General features: G+C 56.6%; 16 protein-coding genes. 7 read left to right on the plus strand and 9 right to left on the minus strand.

Annotated features, from left to right (window positions below; genetic code table 11):
* Positions 1 to 6: 6 nt before the first annotated feature.
* On the minus strand, positions 7 to 417 hold the full coding sequence (locus tag H5T64_09485) for a hypothetical protein (protein MBC7264566.1): 411 nt from the start codon (positions 415 to 417) through the stop codon (positions 7 to 9).
* A gap of 8 nt (positions 418 to 425) precedes the next feature.
* A complete protein-coding gene (locus H5T64_09490) occupies positions 426 to 857 on the minus strand; it encodes a cupin domain-containing protein (GenBank protein ID MBC7264567.1) in 432 nt (143 codons plus the stop codon).
* Between the two features lie 173 nt (positions 858 to 1,030).
* On the opposite strand from H5T64_09490, the gene radC reads away from it, so the two are divergent.
* The 4 genes from radC to glpK all read left to right on the plus strand — a co-directional run bounded on the left by radC (position 1,031) and on the right by glpK (position 4,698).
* Positions 1,031 to 1,732 (plus strand): DNA repair protein RadC, encoded by a 702-nt coding sequence (radC, locus tag H5T64_09495; protein ID MBC7264568.1) that lies wholly within the window; start codon positions 1,031 to 1,033, stop codon positions 1,730 to 1,732.
* Complete coding sequence (locus tag H5T64_09500; GenBank protein ID MBC7264569.1) at positions 1,722 to 2,528, plus strand: phosphohydrolase; 807 nt, start codon at positions 1,722 to 1,724, stop codon at positions 2,526 to 2,528. Before radC ends, H5T64_09500 begins: the two co-directional genes overlap by 11 nt.
* A gap of 12 nt (positions 2,529 to 2,540) precedes the next feature.
* Positions 2,541 to 3,077 carry a DUF4416 family protein gene (locus H5T64_09505; protein MBC7264570.1) on the plus strand — a complete coding sequence of 179 codons (537 nt, stop codon included), beginning with the start codon at positions 2,541 to 2,543 and terminating at the stop codon, positions 3,075 to 3,077.
* A gap of 103 nt (positions 3,078 to 3,180) precedes the next feature.
* Positions 3,181 to 4,698, plus strand: coding sequence for a glycerol kinase GlpK (gene glpK, locus H5T64_09510; GenBank protein ID MBC7264571.1), 1,518 nt, complete (start codon positions 3,181 to 3,183; stop codon positions 4,696 to 4,698).
* A 72-nt stretch (positions 4,699 to 4,770) separates the two neighbouring features.
* Here glpK and H5T64_09515 read toward each other — a convergent pair whose 3' ends face one another.
* The 3 genes from H5T64_09515 to H5T64_09525 are packed head-to-tail and all read right to left on the minus strand — an operon-like array spanning position 4,771 to position 7,868.
* Positions 4,771 to 5,139 carry a DUF1667 domain-containing protein gene (locus H5T64_09515; GenBank protein ID MBC7264572.1) on the minus strand — a complete coding sequence of 123 codons (369 nt, stop codon included), beginning with the start codon at positions 5,137 to 5,139 and terminating at the stop codon, positions 4,771 to 4,773.
* Between the two features lie 6 nt (positions 5,140 to 5,145).
* Complete coding sequence (locus H5T64_09520) at positions 5,146 to 6,411, minus strand: FAD-dependent oxidoreductase (GenBank protein MBC7264573.1); 1,266 nt, start codon at positions 6,409 to 6,411, stop codon at positions 5,146 to 5,148.
* Between the two features lie 5 nt (positions 6,412 to 6,416).
* Positions 6,417 to 7,868, minus strand: a complete 1,452-nt coding sequence (locus tag H5T64_09525; GenBank protein MBC7264574.1) for an NAD(P)/FAD-dependent oxidoreductase — start codon at positions 7,866 to 7,868, stop codon at positions 6,417 to 6,419.
* 326 nt (positions 7,869 to 8,194) lie between these two features.
* Between H5T64_09525 and H5T64_09530 the strand changes: the two genes are divergently transcribed.
* Genes H5T64_09530 through H5T64_09540 form a run of 3 tightly spaced genes read left to right on the plus strand, consistent with a single transcriptional unit; the run spans position 8,195 to position 9,568 of the window.
* Positions 8,195 to 8,668, plus strand: a complete 474-nt coding sequence (locus H5T64_09530; GenBank protein ID MBC7264575.1) for an aminoacyl-tRNA deacylase — start codon at positions 8,195 to 8,197, stop codon at positions 8,666 to 8,668.
* A gap of 4 nt (positions 8,669 to 8,672) precedes the next feature.
* Positions 8,673 to 9,329, plus strand: coding sequence for a radical SAM protein (locus H5T64_09535; GenBank protein ID MBC7264576.1), 657 nt, complete (start codon positions 8,673 to 8,675; stop codon positions 9,327 to 9,329).
* Between the two features lie 26 nt (positions 9,330 to 9,355).
* The gene (locus tag H5T64_09540; GenBank protein ID MBC7264577.1) at positions 9,356 to 9,568 is read left to right on the plus strand and encodes a hypothetical protein; all 213 of its coding nucleotides are present in this window, start codon (positions 9,356 to 9,358) and stop codon (positions 9,566 to 9,568) included.
* Between the two features lie 6 nt (positions 9,569 to 9,574).
* Here the strand turns inward: H5T64_09540 and H5T64_09545 are convergent, their stop codons facing one another.
* The 4 genes from H5T64_09545 to H5T64_09560 all read right to left on the minus strand — a co-directional run bounded on the left by H5T64_09545 (position 9,575) and on the right by H5T64_09560 (position 14,054).
* Positions 9,575 to 9,883 carry a hypothetical protein gene (locus tag H5T64_09545; GenBank protein ID MBC7264578.1) on the minus strand — a complete coding sequence of 103 codons (309 nt, stop codon included), beginning with the start codon at positions 9,881 to 9,883 and terminating at the stop codon, positions 9,575 to 9,577.
* Between the two features lie 36 nt (positions 9,884 to 9,919).
* Positions 9,920 to 11,383 carry a glycosyltransferase family 39 protein gene (locus H5T64_09550; protein MBC7264579.1) on the minus strand — a complete coding sequence of 488 codons (1,464 nt, stop codon included), beginning with the start codon at positions 11,381 to 11,383 and terminating at the stop codon, positions 9,920 to 9,922.
* A gap of 106 nt (positions 11,384 to 11,489) precedes the next feature.
* Entirely contained in the window at positions 11,490 to 13,235 is a 1,746-nt protein-coding gene (gene metG, locus H5T64_09555; protein ID MBC7264580.1) for a methionine--tRNA ligase, read from the minus strand.
* Between the two features lie 45 nt (positions 13,236 to 13,280).
* Positions 13,281 to 14,054: a glycosyltransferase family 2 protein gene (locus tag H5T64_09560; protein MBC7264581.1), complete on the minus strand. Its 774-nt coding sequence runs from the start codon at positions 14,052 to 14,054 to the stop codon at positions 13,281 to 13,283.
* Between the last annotated feature and the right edge of the window lie 103 nt (positions 14,055 to 14,157).

The raw sequence follows: 14,157 nt of genomic DNA on the forward strand, positions 1-14,157 counted from the left end.
AGGACTTCACTGCCTGCCATGCTCTTGCGCATAGGCGTCTAATAACTCGCGATATTCCATCAGCCGACTAATCCCCCAATCTACCATGAAGTTAGCCTCGGCTACCAGCACGTTGTCTCCTGGCGCGGGCAGAAGCGAGAGCCCCTCGTAGATATAATTGAACGCTTCCAGCGCTTGCAGGTGCAACTGGCGCAGATCAGGTGGCGGAACGATGGCTTGCATGGCCATCTCCATACGTTGTATTTCGTCCGGGGCTCGGTCCCGCATTTGGACGATGGTATTCAATGAAGTGTAATCGTCCACCAGTATCAGGTAGATGCCGAGTGCGTCTGGGGTAGGAATAGGAGTAGGGGTGGGTTTTAACTGGCATCCTACCAGGGCAAGTCCCAAGCCCACTACTATTAACGCCTTTCGCATGGGTTTGCCTACGCTGCTGTGCTCTGACTGGCACTCATCGAGGTGCTTTGGGTGAAAACGGTCAGCAATTCCAGAAGGCTTTCGCCAGCATTCGCCAACCCGTGGGGAATTCCCGCTGGGGCATAGCCACATGCGCCCGCCGGGAATGGCATTTCCTGGCCTCCCATAGTACAGACACCGTTCCCAGAGATGACGTAGAATATCTCTGCTTCTTGCTCATGGGTATGCACTGTGATCTGGGCCCCGGGTTGCAGGTGTACTACTGCCACACGCATAATGGGATTATCCTGGTGAGTGAGCAGATTCCGAACGCTCACACCACTGTAATTGCGATGGGGCGCCCACTCGCTATCCGTAGGATAAATGACTTTGCCTTCCATCATATCTCCTCTTTGGCCCAGCATTGGCCTCTGCGCGAACTCATCCCGTTCGGTTGCCATTATACTGTTCTCCTGGGAGAGGAGCAAACGATGCCCCGCTCGTGCATTCCGAGTGTCTCGCCTTTGACAACTCTCCCGAATCTGGGGTATAGTCCAGTCCAGGCGATCCATATTTGGAGGAGAATATGCCAAAGCAAGCGACTGGTGAGGAACGTGTGGAATATGGCCCGTTGATGAAGGACACCCCGACGGGCGAACGCCCCCGCGAGCGTTTAGAGAACTACGGGCCTGGCGCTCTTTCCAACGCCGAACTGTTGGCCATCATCCTGCGCACGGGCGTGGGAGGCGAGAGCGTAGTTGCCGTGGCCCAGCGCGTCCTGGCCAAATACGGCGGGCTGGCTGGCTTAGCCCAGGCCACGATCGGCGAACTCTGTCACGAACACGGCCTCGGCAAGGCGAAGGCCGTCACTCTAAAGGCCGCTTTCGAACTGGGCCGCCGTCTCCTCGCTACTGCGCCTGAGGAGCGACCCCAGATACGCTCCCCTGCCGATGCTGCCAATCTGCTAATGGCCGATATGAGCCTGCTAACGCAGGAACACCTCTGCGTTCTCCTCCTGGATAGCAAGCACCGCGTTTTGCGCCGGCACGAGGTCTACGTCGGCAACGTCAACACCTCTGTTGTGCGCATCGGGGAATTGTTCCGCGAGGCGGTGCGTGATAATTGCGCCGCTCTTCTGGTTGCTCACAATCATCCCAGCGGCGACCCCACGCCCTCACCAGAGGACGTAGCGGTTACTGAACAAATGATCGAGGCCGGCAAATTGCTTGGCGTTGACGTGCTGGATCACCTAGTTATAGGCCACCAGCGCTACGTCTCCCTCAAAGAGCGTGGCCTGGCCTTCGACAAAGGAGGGAAGATCTCCCATGCCCATTAATATCCCTACGAAGGAGAATGACAAATTACGCCAAGTTGTGGAACGTATCAACCAGGATGCAGAATTACACCAGTTCTGGCGATGTGCCAATATTACTGCTGTGGATCGGCTGGGTCTCAGCGACCACGGTGAGGTGCACGTCCGCATCATCGCCAATATTGCCCTGAAGTTGCTGCGCTTGCTCCTCGAAGCCAATATCCAACCAAACGTCGTCCATAATTACGGGCTGACAAACGATGACGCCGAGGTAATTGTGGTGACAGCATCTTGTCTGCACGACTTGGGCATCAGCATTCACCGTGACCACCATGAGGGTTACAGCCTATGGCTGGCCTACCCCAAACTCAAGGAACTCTACGCCGAAATCTACGACGTCTCAACCTGCACGATTATGATCTGCGAGACACTGCACGCTATCATTGCACACAGCCGCGAAGAGCAGTGCTTGACCCTGGAGGCAGGCGTAGTGAAGGTGGCCGACGCACTGGACATGACCAAAGGTCGCTCGCGCATCCCCTTTGAGGCGGGCGTGGTCAATATTCACTCGGTGTCTGCGGCTGCCATTGACCACATCGAGCTGAAGAAAGGAGAGACGCGTCCGATTCGCATCGAGGTGCAGATGAACAATTCTGCCGGTATCTTTCAGTTAGACGAACTCTTGAAAAACAAATTGGAGCGGTCGAGCATCGCGCCCTACGTAGAGGTCGTGGCACGCATTGAGGGCGAAGTGGAAAAGCATTTGATCGAGGTCTACAGTCTGGGCGCTGGAGCGAATCCGACGCCGCCACATTCCTGACGTGGGGCAGTGATGGGGCAGATCAGACAACCGGAGCCAGTGAAACTATTCGCCAGCCTGTTCGCCGGGCGAGTCGAACTGTTAGACGAGGCCATCGTGCATCTGGCCGCGGAATTCGGGTCAGTGGACTTCTGCAGCGACATCTTGCCATTCGACCACACCGATTTCTATACCCCGGAGTTCGGGCCCGATCTGGTGCGCCGCTTCGTAACCTTCGAGCCACTGATGGACCCTGGTGATCTGGCGGCTGTAAAGCGACGCACAAACGAGATCGAACTCCTGTGGGCGGTGAATGGACGGCGGCAGGTGAATATTGACCCCGGCTACATCTCGGCTGGCAAGGTGGTGTTGGCCACCACGAAAGACCATGCCCACCGGCTATATTTGGGTGGGGGCATCTACGCCGAGGTCACGCTCCACTATCACAAGGGCACCTTCGAGCCCTGGTCATGGACCTACCCGGACTACGCCAGCCCTGGTTACATCGCCCTATTCAACGATTTGCGACAGCGATATATGAAACAGTTGCGAGGCAGCAGCAGGCACTGACCCCACATAAACATCGAACATCCGTTCACTGGAGTGAACAGTTCGTCACTCACCACTATGGAGAAGATTTCTTCTGTTTGCAGACGAAAGGCGGGTTAGACTGATGCAAGGAGAATACGCGGCAGCAGTGGATCAGGGAACTACAGGCACTCGGTTCATGATCTTCAGTCGAGATGGCCACGTCGTGGCGTCAGATTATGCTGAACACAGGCAGATTTACCCGCAGCCTGGGTGGGTGGAACACGATCCGCTGGAGATATGGGAAAAAACGTGCCAGGTCATTGCTGGAGCACTGGCGAAAAGCAAGATAGATCCCAGGCGGATTGCGGGCATCGGGGTCACGAACCAACGCGAAACAACAGTCATCTGGGACCCTGAGACAGGTCAGCCGTATTACAATGCCATCGTGTGGCAATGCACACGCACTCGTGAGATCTGCCAGCGCTTGATGGACGATGGTCTGGAAGCAATGATCCGCAGGATCACCGGCCTGCCTATCGCCACTTACTTCTCCGGGCCTAAGATCAAATGGGTTTTAGACCACGTGCCGGATGTGAGGCAACGGGCCCAGCGAGGGCGCGCCCTTTTTGGCAATATAGACACCTGGATTATCTGGAACCTCACTGGCGGTCCGAGAGGCGGAGCCCACGTGACGGACGTTACCAATGCCTCGCGCACTATGCTCATGAACCTGCAAACCCTCGATTGGGACGAGGAATTGCTACGCCTCCTTGATATCCCGCGCCAGATGTTGCCCTCCATCCGGCCGTCAAGCGACGTAAATGGCTATGGTATCACCGAAGTCCAGGGACCAGCGAGGGCCGCCATCCCTGTTTCTGGTGACCTGGGCGACCAGCAGGCTGCGCTTTTCGGTCAGACTTGTTTTGACCCCGGTGAGGCAAAGAATACCTATGGCACCGGGTGCTTCATGCTCTTGAACACCGGCCAGCAAGCCGTTGCCTCTAAAAGCGGTCTCTTGACGACAGTGGCCTATGGACTGGCTGAGGGCAAAGCTACGTATGCCCTGGAAGGCTCCATCGCCATCACTGGCGCAGCCATCCAGTGGTTACGTGACAACCTGGGGCTGATCAAGGACGCTGCCGAAACAGAAATCGTTGCCCAGTCTGTAGAGGATGCAGGGGGGATTTACTTTGTCCCGGCATTCTCTGGGCTTTTCGCGCCTTATTGGGATATGTACGCGCGTGGAGTGATCGTTGGTCTCACCCGATACGTGACTAGGGCTCATCTGGTTCGGGCCGCACTGGAGGCTATCTGCTATCAGACCGCCGATGTGTTGCACGCTATGCGTGCTGATTCCGGCATTAGACTAAAGGCACTGAAAGTGGATGGTGGGGCGGTGGTCAATAACTTCCTGATGCAACTCCAAGCGGATATCCTGGGCGTACCGGTGGTCCGCCCGGTGGTAAATGAAACAACGGCACTGGGTGCGGCCTATGCAGCGGGCTTGGCCACTGGCCTGTGGGCCAATCTGGACGAACTGCGAACTAACTGGAGCGTGGACCGCATCTTCCAGCCGCTCTGGCCTGAGGAAAAGCGGGCTGCCGGGTACGCAGGTTGGCAGAAAGCCGTCGCCCGGGCCCGTGGCTGGCTGGAGAAATAACCAGCGTGGGTGGGTTCCTTCACCACTCGTAATCCCTCTGTACGGCCTCGTTTCCGTATATTGAGGGTGGCTCTATCTAACCGGCATGTCTCGGCTGGCAATCACATCAATCCCGGTCCCTGCAGCATCGGCGAGAATGACCTGGCCCAGTGTAACCGGCGCTTGTACCTCGATCTCTCTCAGCAAGTTCAGTATGGTAGGGATGCCGGCTTTTGGCACAGGAGCCGCAGTGCGCACTGGCACAAGGGGCCAGCGCCCGCCACGGACGCGTACGGTTGTCGCGACCATGCGACGAGGATCGGTTAACTCCGTGCGGACGTATTCCAGGCCGCGCTTGCAAGCCTGACCCTCGGCATCCCGCAACTCTCCGTTTTCGCAAATGGCTCGAATACGGCAGCCCATCGGGCAAGTAGTGCAGATAAATTCTCGTACTTGGCTCATGCTCTCTCAATCTGCCTTAGCGATGTCCACCACTACGCTATCTGTATTCTCCAGCCATCGACCTACTCGCGGCTCCATCTCAATCTGGATCATCTCACCCGGGCGCACGTAACGGAGCGTTTTTCGAAATAACTCTTTGGTTTCGGCAGTGACAGTCAACCTCGTCTTTTCCTCGATGGGTTGCCGGACACGCAACTGAAGTTGAACTCCTTGCTCTAACAACGCGTCAAGTCCAAAGACCTGGGGCACGACGAGCCGTACATTCTTGCCGGCCACAGTTCGTATTCTCTTCCCACTCGCCCGGTCTAAGCCCAACACATGCTCAGCGGCACTGCGCCCCGCTACTTCTCCAGCCCGGGTTACCCAATCCACTAGGTCATAGACGTGTACCACATTGCCTGCTGCGAATACCCCCCTTAACGACGTTCCCATCCGCTCATCTACTATCGGCCCACCTGTTGCCGGATCCATGTGTATTCCCATACGCCGTGAGAGTTCGTTCTCCGGGATCAAGCCCACCGAGAGCAACAAGGTGTCGCAGGGGATAACCTCTTCGGTACCAGGGATCGGACGTCTTTGCTCATCCACTGCGACACTGACCACAGCCTCCACCCGCTTGCGCCCTCGGACTTCTGCAACCGTGCGACAAAATTCCAGCGGGATGTTGTAGTCGCGTATGCACTGGACATAATTACGGCTGAGGCCATTTAGGTAGGGCATGTTCTCCAACACGCGCTCTACCACCGCGCCCTCAAACGTCAGTCGGCGGGCCATAATCATGCCGATGTCCCCAGAGCCTAGGATAACGAAGCGCCGGCCTGGCATATAGCCCTCGATATTGACTAGCCGCTGTGCTGTGCCCGCCGTATATACCCCCGCCGGACGGGTGCCAGGGATGGCAAGTGCGCCTCGTGTCCGTTCGCGGCAACCCATTGCCAGCACAATGGCCTTGGGATGTACCTCCACGATGCCATCGCGGGGGTTGGTAACGTAAATGCGTCGGTCAGGTAGGACATCCAGCACCATTGAGTCGAGCAGTGCCTGGACACCAGCCTGTCGCGCGCGTTCGATGTAACGTTGGGCGTATTCTGGCCCAGTTAAATCTTGGGCGAAAATCTCAACCCCAAAACCATTGTGGATACACTGCTGGAGGATGCCGCCCAACTCGATTTCGCGCTCGATGATCAGAACGCTAACCTCCCGTTCCGCTGCGGCTGTGGCAGCGGCCAGACCCGCAGGTCCGCTACCGACCACGGCGACATCAGTAGTCATGGTCTTCAATGATCCACCTCCTTTGTGCCGCGCACCACGAGTTCTGAGCCAGGTCCGTTCAATGTTACTTTCGTCGCAGGACAACCCAATTCCCTGGCCAGGATCTCAAGCACGCGGGGGGTGTCGAAACCGCCTTGACAGCGACCAGAACCGCACCGTGTGCGCCGCTTGATAGCGTCGTAATTGCGGGCTGGGACAAGGCCATGAATGGCTGCTACGATCTCGCCCTCCGTGACGGTCTCGCAACGGCAAACGATGCGCCCATAGCGTGGATCAGTGGCAATCAGAGCCGCCCGTTCGCGATGCGAAAGTTCGCTGAAGTCGGGCGGAGGAACACGGATGGGGTTGTAATCCGATTTCGGGTATAAAGCCAGGCCCTCCTCTCGCAAGATCTCCACCACCCTCTCTGCAATGGCTGGTGCAGCCGAAAGCCCGGGTGATTCAATGCCTGCCACGTTGATCAGCCCAGGTGCTTCCCGCGCAGCCTCGATGAGGAAATCACCCGTGCTACCCACTGCACGTAGCCCGGCGAAAACTCGGATGACCGCTCGTGGGTCGAGAGAAGGCACGAGCCTTTGTGCGCCGTGAAGGACTTCGTCCAAACCCTCGGCAGTGACTCGTGTATCCTCTTTACTTTCGATATCCTGCGCGTTGGGGCCGACCATAGTGTTGCCGTGGGTGGTGGTGGTTACCACAATGCCTTTGCTAACAGGTGTGGGACAGGGGAATAGGACGCTACGCACCGGGCTCATTTCGCGATCGAAAACGAAATATTCGCCCCGGCGTGGACGGATGGTGAATCCGTCCAGCCCGGCCATGCGCATGATCTCATCTGCATACACTCCAGCGGCATTGACTACAAAATGCGAACGAAATGACTGCGTACCAGCAACCACACCCTTCACACGCCCTTCGTGGCGCAGTAGGCCGGTCACTTCGGTTTCCAATCGGACTTCGACTCCGTTTGCTACTGCGTTCTCCGCCGCGGCTATCGTCAGGCCAAATGGATCTACAATCCCACCACTGGGAGTATAAAGTGCAGCCCTGACCTCTGGGTTGATGTGAGGTTCGGCCCGGATCATTTCCTCTCTTGAGATAATGCGCAGCCCCGGCACACCATTGCGCTGGCCACGCTTGAGTAAATCGTCAAGCGTCTGCACATCGTCATCTGAGAAAGCCACGACATAGGTGCCACAGCGCAGGAAATGCACGCCCAGTTCTGTACAGAGTTGGTCATACATTGCGTTCCCGCCCACATTCAGGATGGCTTTTTGTGTGCCGGGCTTGGGATCATATCCTGCGTGGACGATGGCTGTGTTGGCTTTGGAAGCGCCACAGCAAACGTCTGCCTCTTTATCCAAAAGCAGGATTTTGAGTTGGTAGCGGGATAGGGCGCGGGCGATCAGACAACCCACGACTCCAGCACCAACAACGGCGACGTCATAGACCTCGGACATAATTACCTGACTCTCCACCGGAGGGTGATCTCGAGCTCCGTAATTGGGCAGTATGAATGTGGGATGACCAGAGGGTCCTTTTGTTCTTGAGTGTATTCCTTGCTACGCGGGATTGTAATCGGAGGGAGCAGGAACGTCAATAACCCATAGGTGCGCAATGTGACTCCTCTAGGAGTCTGTGTGCATCGGCCCTTTGACACACCCGAAACTATAAATTACAATTCGTTTACGTAGGGGGATGAAGCCGTAAGGCAATTGTGGACTCTATATATGGAGTGTCTGCGGCAGAGAACCTCCTAAAGGATGTTTCTGGTTGTAGCGACGCAATGGCCGAGAAGACCAACTCTATGCGCCTACTGGAAGCGCGGAAAGTATCCTACGAAGTCTATACCTTTTCACCAGATATCCACTCCGCTCAGGGACTGGCTGAAGCGATAGGCCTCCCCGCCAGCCAAGTTTTTAAGACATTGGTGGTACAACGCGAACGAGGGCGTCCCCTCTTGGTTATGGTACCTGGGGACAGAGAACTCGACCTCAAACGTCTGGCCCAATCCATCGGGGAGAAGAAACTGCGGATGGCGACACAAAAAGAAGCCGAGACGCTCACCGGACTGCAGGTGGGGGGTATCTCCGCACTGGCACTGCTCCACAAAGGCTTCGAAATATATATTGACCGCTCGGCTCTAGCGCTCTCTCGGGTGGTGGTGAGCGCCGGACGACGCGGCATCAACCTGGGGCTGGCGGTGAGTGACCTGATTCGCGTGACCGGCGCGAAAATGGTGGATGCGGCGGAGGGATGAGAATATGCTGACCGGAATCCATTTCCTCCTGACGTATGCTTGCAATCAAGAGTGCGACCATTGTTTCGTCTACTCTGGCCCAAATGCCAAGGGGACGTTCACTTTGGACCAGCTGGAACAGGTGTACGAGGAACTGGTCCGCTTGGGAACTATTGACTGGGTCTATTTTGAGGGTGGTGAGCCTTTTCTCTTCTATCCCTTGATGGTAGAAGGCATCCGAATGGCCCGTGACCGCGGCTTTAGGACTGGCATTGTTACCAATTCATACTGGGCCACGTCGGTAGAAGACGCGGAACTTTGGCTTCGTCCCATCCAAGCGCTCGATCTGGCTGATCTCAGCGTGAGTGATGACGCCTTTCATAGCGACGATGTCGAGCATAGCCTGGCCAAGAACGCGCTGACAGCAGCACGGAAGATGGGTCTACCTGTGGGCTCGATTTGCATCGAGGAACCCCGAATCGAAATGCCAGTGGGCGAGGCCAAAGGGTCACCGGTGGTCGGGGGCGGCGCAATGCTGCGCGGCCGGGCGGTGGAGAAACTCGTCGGTGGCCTTCCCACCCGGCCGTACACCGAGTTCACCGAATGCCCCTATGAGAACTTGCGGGACCCCGAACGGGTTCACCTGGATGCTACGGCCACGTACATCTATGTCAGGGACTGAGTATGGGCAACATGTGGGAGACTCCATTGTCACGTCTCGTTGCTGCCTACGATCCCGATGCCCACCCCATTTGCGGTCCCCTCTTACGCGGCGGGCCAGCCAGACTTATTAGTGAATACGACGTTGAGCATACTGCCGAGTATGTAGATGCTTGCCATTGTTGCTACGTGACCCGTTTGGCTCTACTCGATCGCTTCCCGGAGTATCTGGCACCGCGGCAGGTATACGGGTTGGAGTAGGGCAATTCAACCCGCCTTTGCTTTCTCGTACTCATCCTGGGTGATAAAGGTGCCGCCGCTGATCTCTTGCGCGTCAATGCGCATGTTCTCATCCAAGTGTATCTCCGCCCGCATCAGTTGGTAGCACCGATCGTCCATGATCTCCTTGACGAGCGTGTAGCCGGTGCCCGTTTCATCTGGATTCAGGTCATAGCGGCAATCAGCGCGCACGCGGACTACACTACCACATCGTTGGCACCGCACATAGAGCCAAATCACGTCAGCGTTCTCATCCTCGCCGCCGAATAATGCCCCCAAACGCTTCAGAAAACCCATGTTCTACACACTCCTCATCTGGACTCCGCAGCGATCTCACGCGAACGCCGGGACTACGAAGCCGAAAAGACACACAACGTCGAGCACCGCCAGGGCGAGGTAGCCAAGACCAAGCACTACTGGCCGGGCGCGCTCTGGCAACGCACTGATCACCGCGAAGCCCACACTCAGGCCGCCTAACATAGCAATAGCCCATCCGCCTATGTCATCTCGTGCCATGCCCCATAAAGCCAGCACCGCTACAGTCATGCACCCGAGCGCTGCTATCATCCGCGCTGGCTTCGGACGTAGCACCTCCCGTGCCCCCAGGGCTCCAAAGATGCTCAGCGCGGTCAGGGCGGGGAAGAGATAGCGACCCTGGTGTTGCACAAAGCCAAGGTTGTACCAGAGATAGGCGATGGCAGTGAACATGATGGATAGCAGAAGCAAAACGAGGGCGCGGCGCTGACTATCTGAGAGGAGATTTGGCTCGTGGCAAGCGCGGGCCAAGAAAAAGGCCAGGCCACCCATCATAGCGGCGCTGGTCAACGCCAGTGCTATGTAGATGCGCTCATCCACCAAGACGCCCATCCAGCCGAACTGGGCCCAGAAACTGCGAAATGTGGTCAGCGCGAAGCGACTGAGATAGCCCTGCATCCCATACTGAGCCAGCCATTCGGCAGTGCGCGGTTGACCTGTAACCACCTGACTATGTCGCCCCAAGGCCAGTAAGTCATTTGCTCCGTACACCAAAGCGTTCCGGACCAACCACGGTCCGGCCAGGAGCAACGCCGGTAGGAATATCCATGATAGAACCTGCACGAGCCGCCGGCGCCGCCCGGGAGCAACGCTGCCCGGCGTGAGCAGGATAGCACACAGGGCCAACGGAATGGCGACATAGGCTGTGGTTTTGGTGAGTAGGCATAGCCCGATCAAGAAGCCCAGCGCCAGGCACTCTTGTCGCCGGTTGCGGCCGTTCATTATGCGCAGAGATTGCCAAATAACTAGCGCTAACAGCAATTCGGCCAGGGCGTCATTGTTCACGGCCGCGGTCATGGCCACATGTTGGGGAACAAAGGCAACCCCCGCTGCTGTTGCCAGCGGCATGAAGGTATCGGTAGGGAAGATAGTGGCAGCAACACCATAAGCGACTAGGATGAGGAGCGCGCCCAAGACCACGGAGAACACACGGAGCACCAGTACCGAATCGGTGAGTTGGTAGAGAGGCGCAGTCAGGAGGTAATAGAGCGGCGGCTGGTGAGACTCGTAGCGGAGCGGATCAATGCTCATACCAGGGGGGAACTGTCGTGACACGATGGCTTTCAGGTAGGATTGGTCATAGTCGCCCACCTGAAGAACGGGGAGACGGCTGTTTTCCGTAATGTATTTGACATAATTGAAATGTGCAGGCTCATCTGGCGCTTCCCAGAGGGGCGTGAAAACAGCGTAGAGCACCCCCAGCACAAAGTAAGACATGACAATAGCAACCAGCGCATGTCTGGTGGCTATTCGGATGCTCACAATATCGCTCCTTTTCTCCCCCGGATGACTACTGAGGTCATAAAGACGGCCAGATTCTCCAAAAGGAGAGGGAGCGGCAAGGCCCTCTCGCTCCCTCTCATACCTGTCACAGTGCTGTTCTCCCCAGCCTCGCTACTTCTTGCTCTACGATCTCCTCGTCCAGTTTCTTGAAAAGCGGGACGGGCTCACGTAACCTCTGGCCAACAGGCAACTCACTTGGCGCCCATTTCGCATGGATGGGGCGCGGGTCGTAGCGTAACACCTGGTGGGTTCTGGTCGTCTCCTGGTGAGTCTCAGTGAACTGTCGGCCCAGCAAGTCATTTTCGTAACCCAGCATCTCATGCAGCCGCTGTGATGAGAAGGGCAGGAAAGGATAGAATAGCATTTTGAGATTGTCCACCACACGCAAGGTGACATAGCAGGCAGTAGCAGCACGAGCCCGATCCTGTTTGATCACCAACCAGGGCGCGGCTTCGTCCAGGTATCTGTTCGCCTCATGGGCCACGGCCATGACCTCAGTAATGGCTGCCTTGAATTTACAACTTGCAATCAGTTCGCCCACCGGCCCAAAAGCGTTCTCGGCCCGCGCCAGAATAGCCTGATCCTGCGCCGTCAACTCTCCAGGCTCAGGCACGCGCTCATCGAAGTTGCGGAAAGTGAAAGTGAGCACACGATGAGCGAGATTGCCATAGGTGGCGACTAACTCATCGTTGTTCCGTCGTAAGAACTCGCCCCAGGTGAAGTTTGTGTCAGCCTGCTCAGGCATGTTGATAGTCAGTGTATAGCGGAGTGGATCAGGGTCATAGCGGCTTAGGTAATCAGGCAGCCACACGGCCCAGTTTCGACTGGAGGAGAATTTCTGCCCCTCCAGATTTAGAAACTCATTGGCAGGCACATCGTACGGCAGGTTCAGTCCACCATAGCCCATAAGCATACTGGGCCAAATGATGGTGTGGAAAGGGATATTGTCCTTGGCCAGGAAATAATAGGCTCTGCTGGGCCCCTGCCACCAATCCCGCCACGCCTCCGGTTGGCCGATGATGACTGCCCACTCTTTGCTCGCTGCCAGGTAGCCGATTACGGCGTCGAACCAAACGTAAATCCGCTTGTGTTCGAAGCCCTTCACCGGCACCGGGATACCCCACTCGATATCACGGGTAATGGCTCGACCATGCAGACCCTCCCGCAATAAATTCAGGGAGAAGTTGAGAACATTGGGCCGCCAGTGGGTCTGCACCTCAATCCAGGAATGAAGTCGCTCGCTAAATTGCTGTAGATCGAGGAAGAAATGCTCGCTCTCCCGGACCACAGGGGCATGGCCACAGATTTTGCAGCGCGGATGGATGAGTTCGGTCGCATCCAGCGGCTTGCCGCATTTATCACATTGGTCGCCACGTGCATCCTGGAAGCCGCAGTAAGGGCAGGTGCCCTCCACATAACGGTCTGGCAGGAACTTCCCGCAAGATTCACAATAGAGCTGGCGCGTTTTATCGCGGTAGATGTAGCCCTTTTCCAAGAGGCGGAGGAACATATCTTGTGTCACTGCCCAGTGGTTCTCGGTGTCGGTGTGAGTGAAAAGATCGAAGGTGATGCCCAGATCCATCCACGATTTCAGGAATCTCGTGTGGTATCGTTCCACCACTTCCGCTGGGGAGATTCCCTCCCTCTCGGCTGTGATAGTGATCGGCGTACCGTGGCTGTCGCTGCCTGATACCATTAACACCTCATTGCCAATCAGTCGGTGGTAGCGGGCAAAAATATCAGCGGGGAGGTAGACGCCCGTAACATGCCCCAGGTGGATATCGCTGTTAGCATATGGCCAGGCCACTGCGACCAATATTCTCTCGCTCATTTTCTCCTCAGCACCTCTTCAAAAATAAGAGCCGTGGGTCTTTTACTATGCCTCTGCTGCCGAAATACGGTGGTAAAGGCCCCGCCGATCGTTTATCCGCACTTGGGCCAGGTCGCGAAGCATGGCGATAGCATCCTGCAATGGGCGAACGCGACTGCCAGGCATATAATACCAGTGGATAGGAACCTCCACAACCCGGTATCCCCTCTTCCGAGCGATGTAGAGTACCTCCACATCGAATCCCCAACCGTCTAGACGCTGCACTGCGAACAAGTCACGAGCCACCTCGCGCCGGAAACATTTGTAGCCACACTGGCTGTCTTGAATACCAGGCAAAGCCAGCAGACGGACCACGAAGTTGTAGATGCGACCCATGATATGCCGATATTCGGGCTCATTGTATCGAACCGCACCCGGGGCCTCGCGAGAGCCAATGGCCACATCATAGTCGTTCAGTTGAGGGGGGAGGAACTTAGATAGCCCCTCGATGGGCATAGACAGATCTGCATCGCAAATGAATAGATAATCGCCACGGCCATTCAGCATGCCAGTGCGCACTGCGTAGCCTTTACCTCGATGCACGTTACACAATAGGCGAACACAGTCTGCATGTTGAGCAACACTCTGGACAACCTCCGTGGTGCGGTCCGTGCTGCCATCGTCCACGACCAACACTTCCGCAGGATACGGCTGCTGCTGCAGGTAACACAGGATCCTATCCAGACTCTTGGGTAGCCGCTTCTCCTCATTGTAGGCTGGGATCACCAGAGTCACGAGAGGTGTTCCGTTACTCAGATTATGAGGGACAGAGTTGATCATGATCCTTCATAAGTGTAACCGCACCGTCACGGTGCGGCCCTTTCCGATGCGACCTAATGATACTTGTGACTGTGTTTTCAGTCAACCACGGTGCTAACTTTAG

The sequence above is a fragment of the Chloroflexota bacterium genome, from assembly GCA_014360825.1.
Lineage (GTDB): Bacteria > Chloroflexota > Anaerolineae > UBA2200 > JACIWT01 > JACIWT01.

Bases quoted from the DNA above. Each gene is read 5' to 3' on its own strand.
- H5T64_09560 (MBC7264581.1), bottom strand. From the start codon at position 14,054: ATGATCAACTCTGTCCCTCATAATCTGAGTAACGGAACACCTCTCGTG.
- H5T64_09515 (MBC7264572.1), bottom strand. From the start codon at position 5,139: ATGAGCCAAGTACGAGAATTTATCTGCACTACTTGCCCGATGGGCTGC.
- H5T64_09500 (MBC7264569.1), top strand. From the start codon at position 1,722: ATGCCCATTAATATCCCTACGAAGGAGAATGACAAATTACGCCAAGTT.
- H5T64_09530 (MBC7264575.1), top strand. From the start codon at position 8,195: ATGGCCGAGAAGACCAACTCTATGCGCCTACTGGAAGCGCGGAAAGTA.
- H5T64_09545 (MBC7264578.1), bottom strand. From the start codon at position 9,883: ATGGGTTTTCTGAAGCGTTTGGGGGCATTATTCGGCGGCGAGGATGAG.
- metG (MBC7264580.1), bottom strand. From the start codon at position 13,235: ATGAGCGAGAGAATATTGGTCGCAGTGGCCTGGCCATATGCTAACAGC.
- H5T64_09490 (MBC7264567.1), bottom strand. From the start codon at position 857: ATGGCAACCGAACGGGATGAGTTCGCGCAGAGGCCAATGCTGGGCCAA.
- H5T64_09525 (MBC7264574.1), bottom strand. From the start codon at position 7,868: ATGTCCGAGGTCTATGACGTCGCCGTTGTTGGTGCTGGAGTCGTGGGT.
- H5T64_09535 (MBC7264576.1), top strand. From the start codon at position 8,673: ATGCTGACCGGAATCCATTTCCTCCTGACGTATGCTTGCAATCAAGAG.
- glpK (MBC7264571.1), top strand. From the start codon at position 3,181: ATGCAAGGAGAATACGCGGCAGCAGTGGATCAGGGAACTACAGGCACT.
- H5T64_09485 (MBC7264566.1), bottom strand. From the start codon at position 417: ATGCGAAAGGCGTTAATAGTAGTGGGCTTGGGACTTGCCCTGGTAGGA.
- H5T64_09505 (MBC7264570.1), top strand. From the start codon at position 2,541: ATGGGGCAGATCAGACAACCGGAGCCAGTGAAACTATTCGCCAGCCTG.
- radC (MBC7264568.1), top strand. From the start codon at position 1,031: ATGAAGGACACCCCGACGGGCGAACGCCCCCGCGAGCGTTTAGAGAAC.
- H5T64_09520 (MBC7264573.1), bottom strand. From the start codon at position 6,411: ATGACTACTGATGTCGCCGTGGTCGGTAGCGGACCTGCGGGTCTGGCC.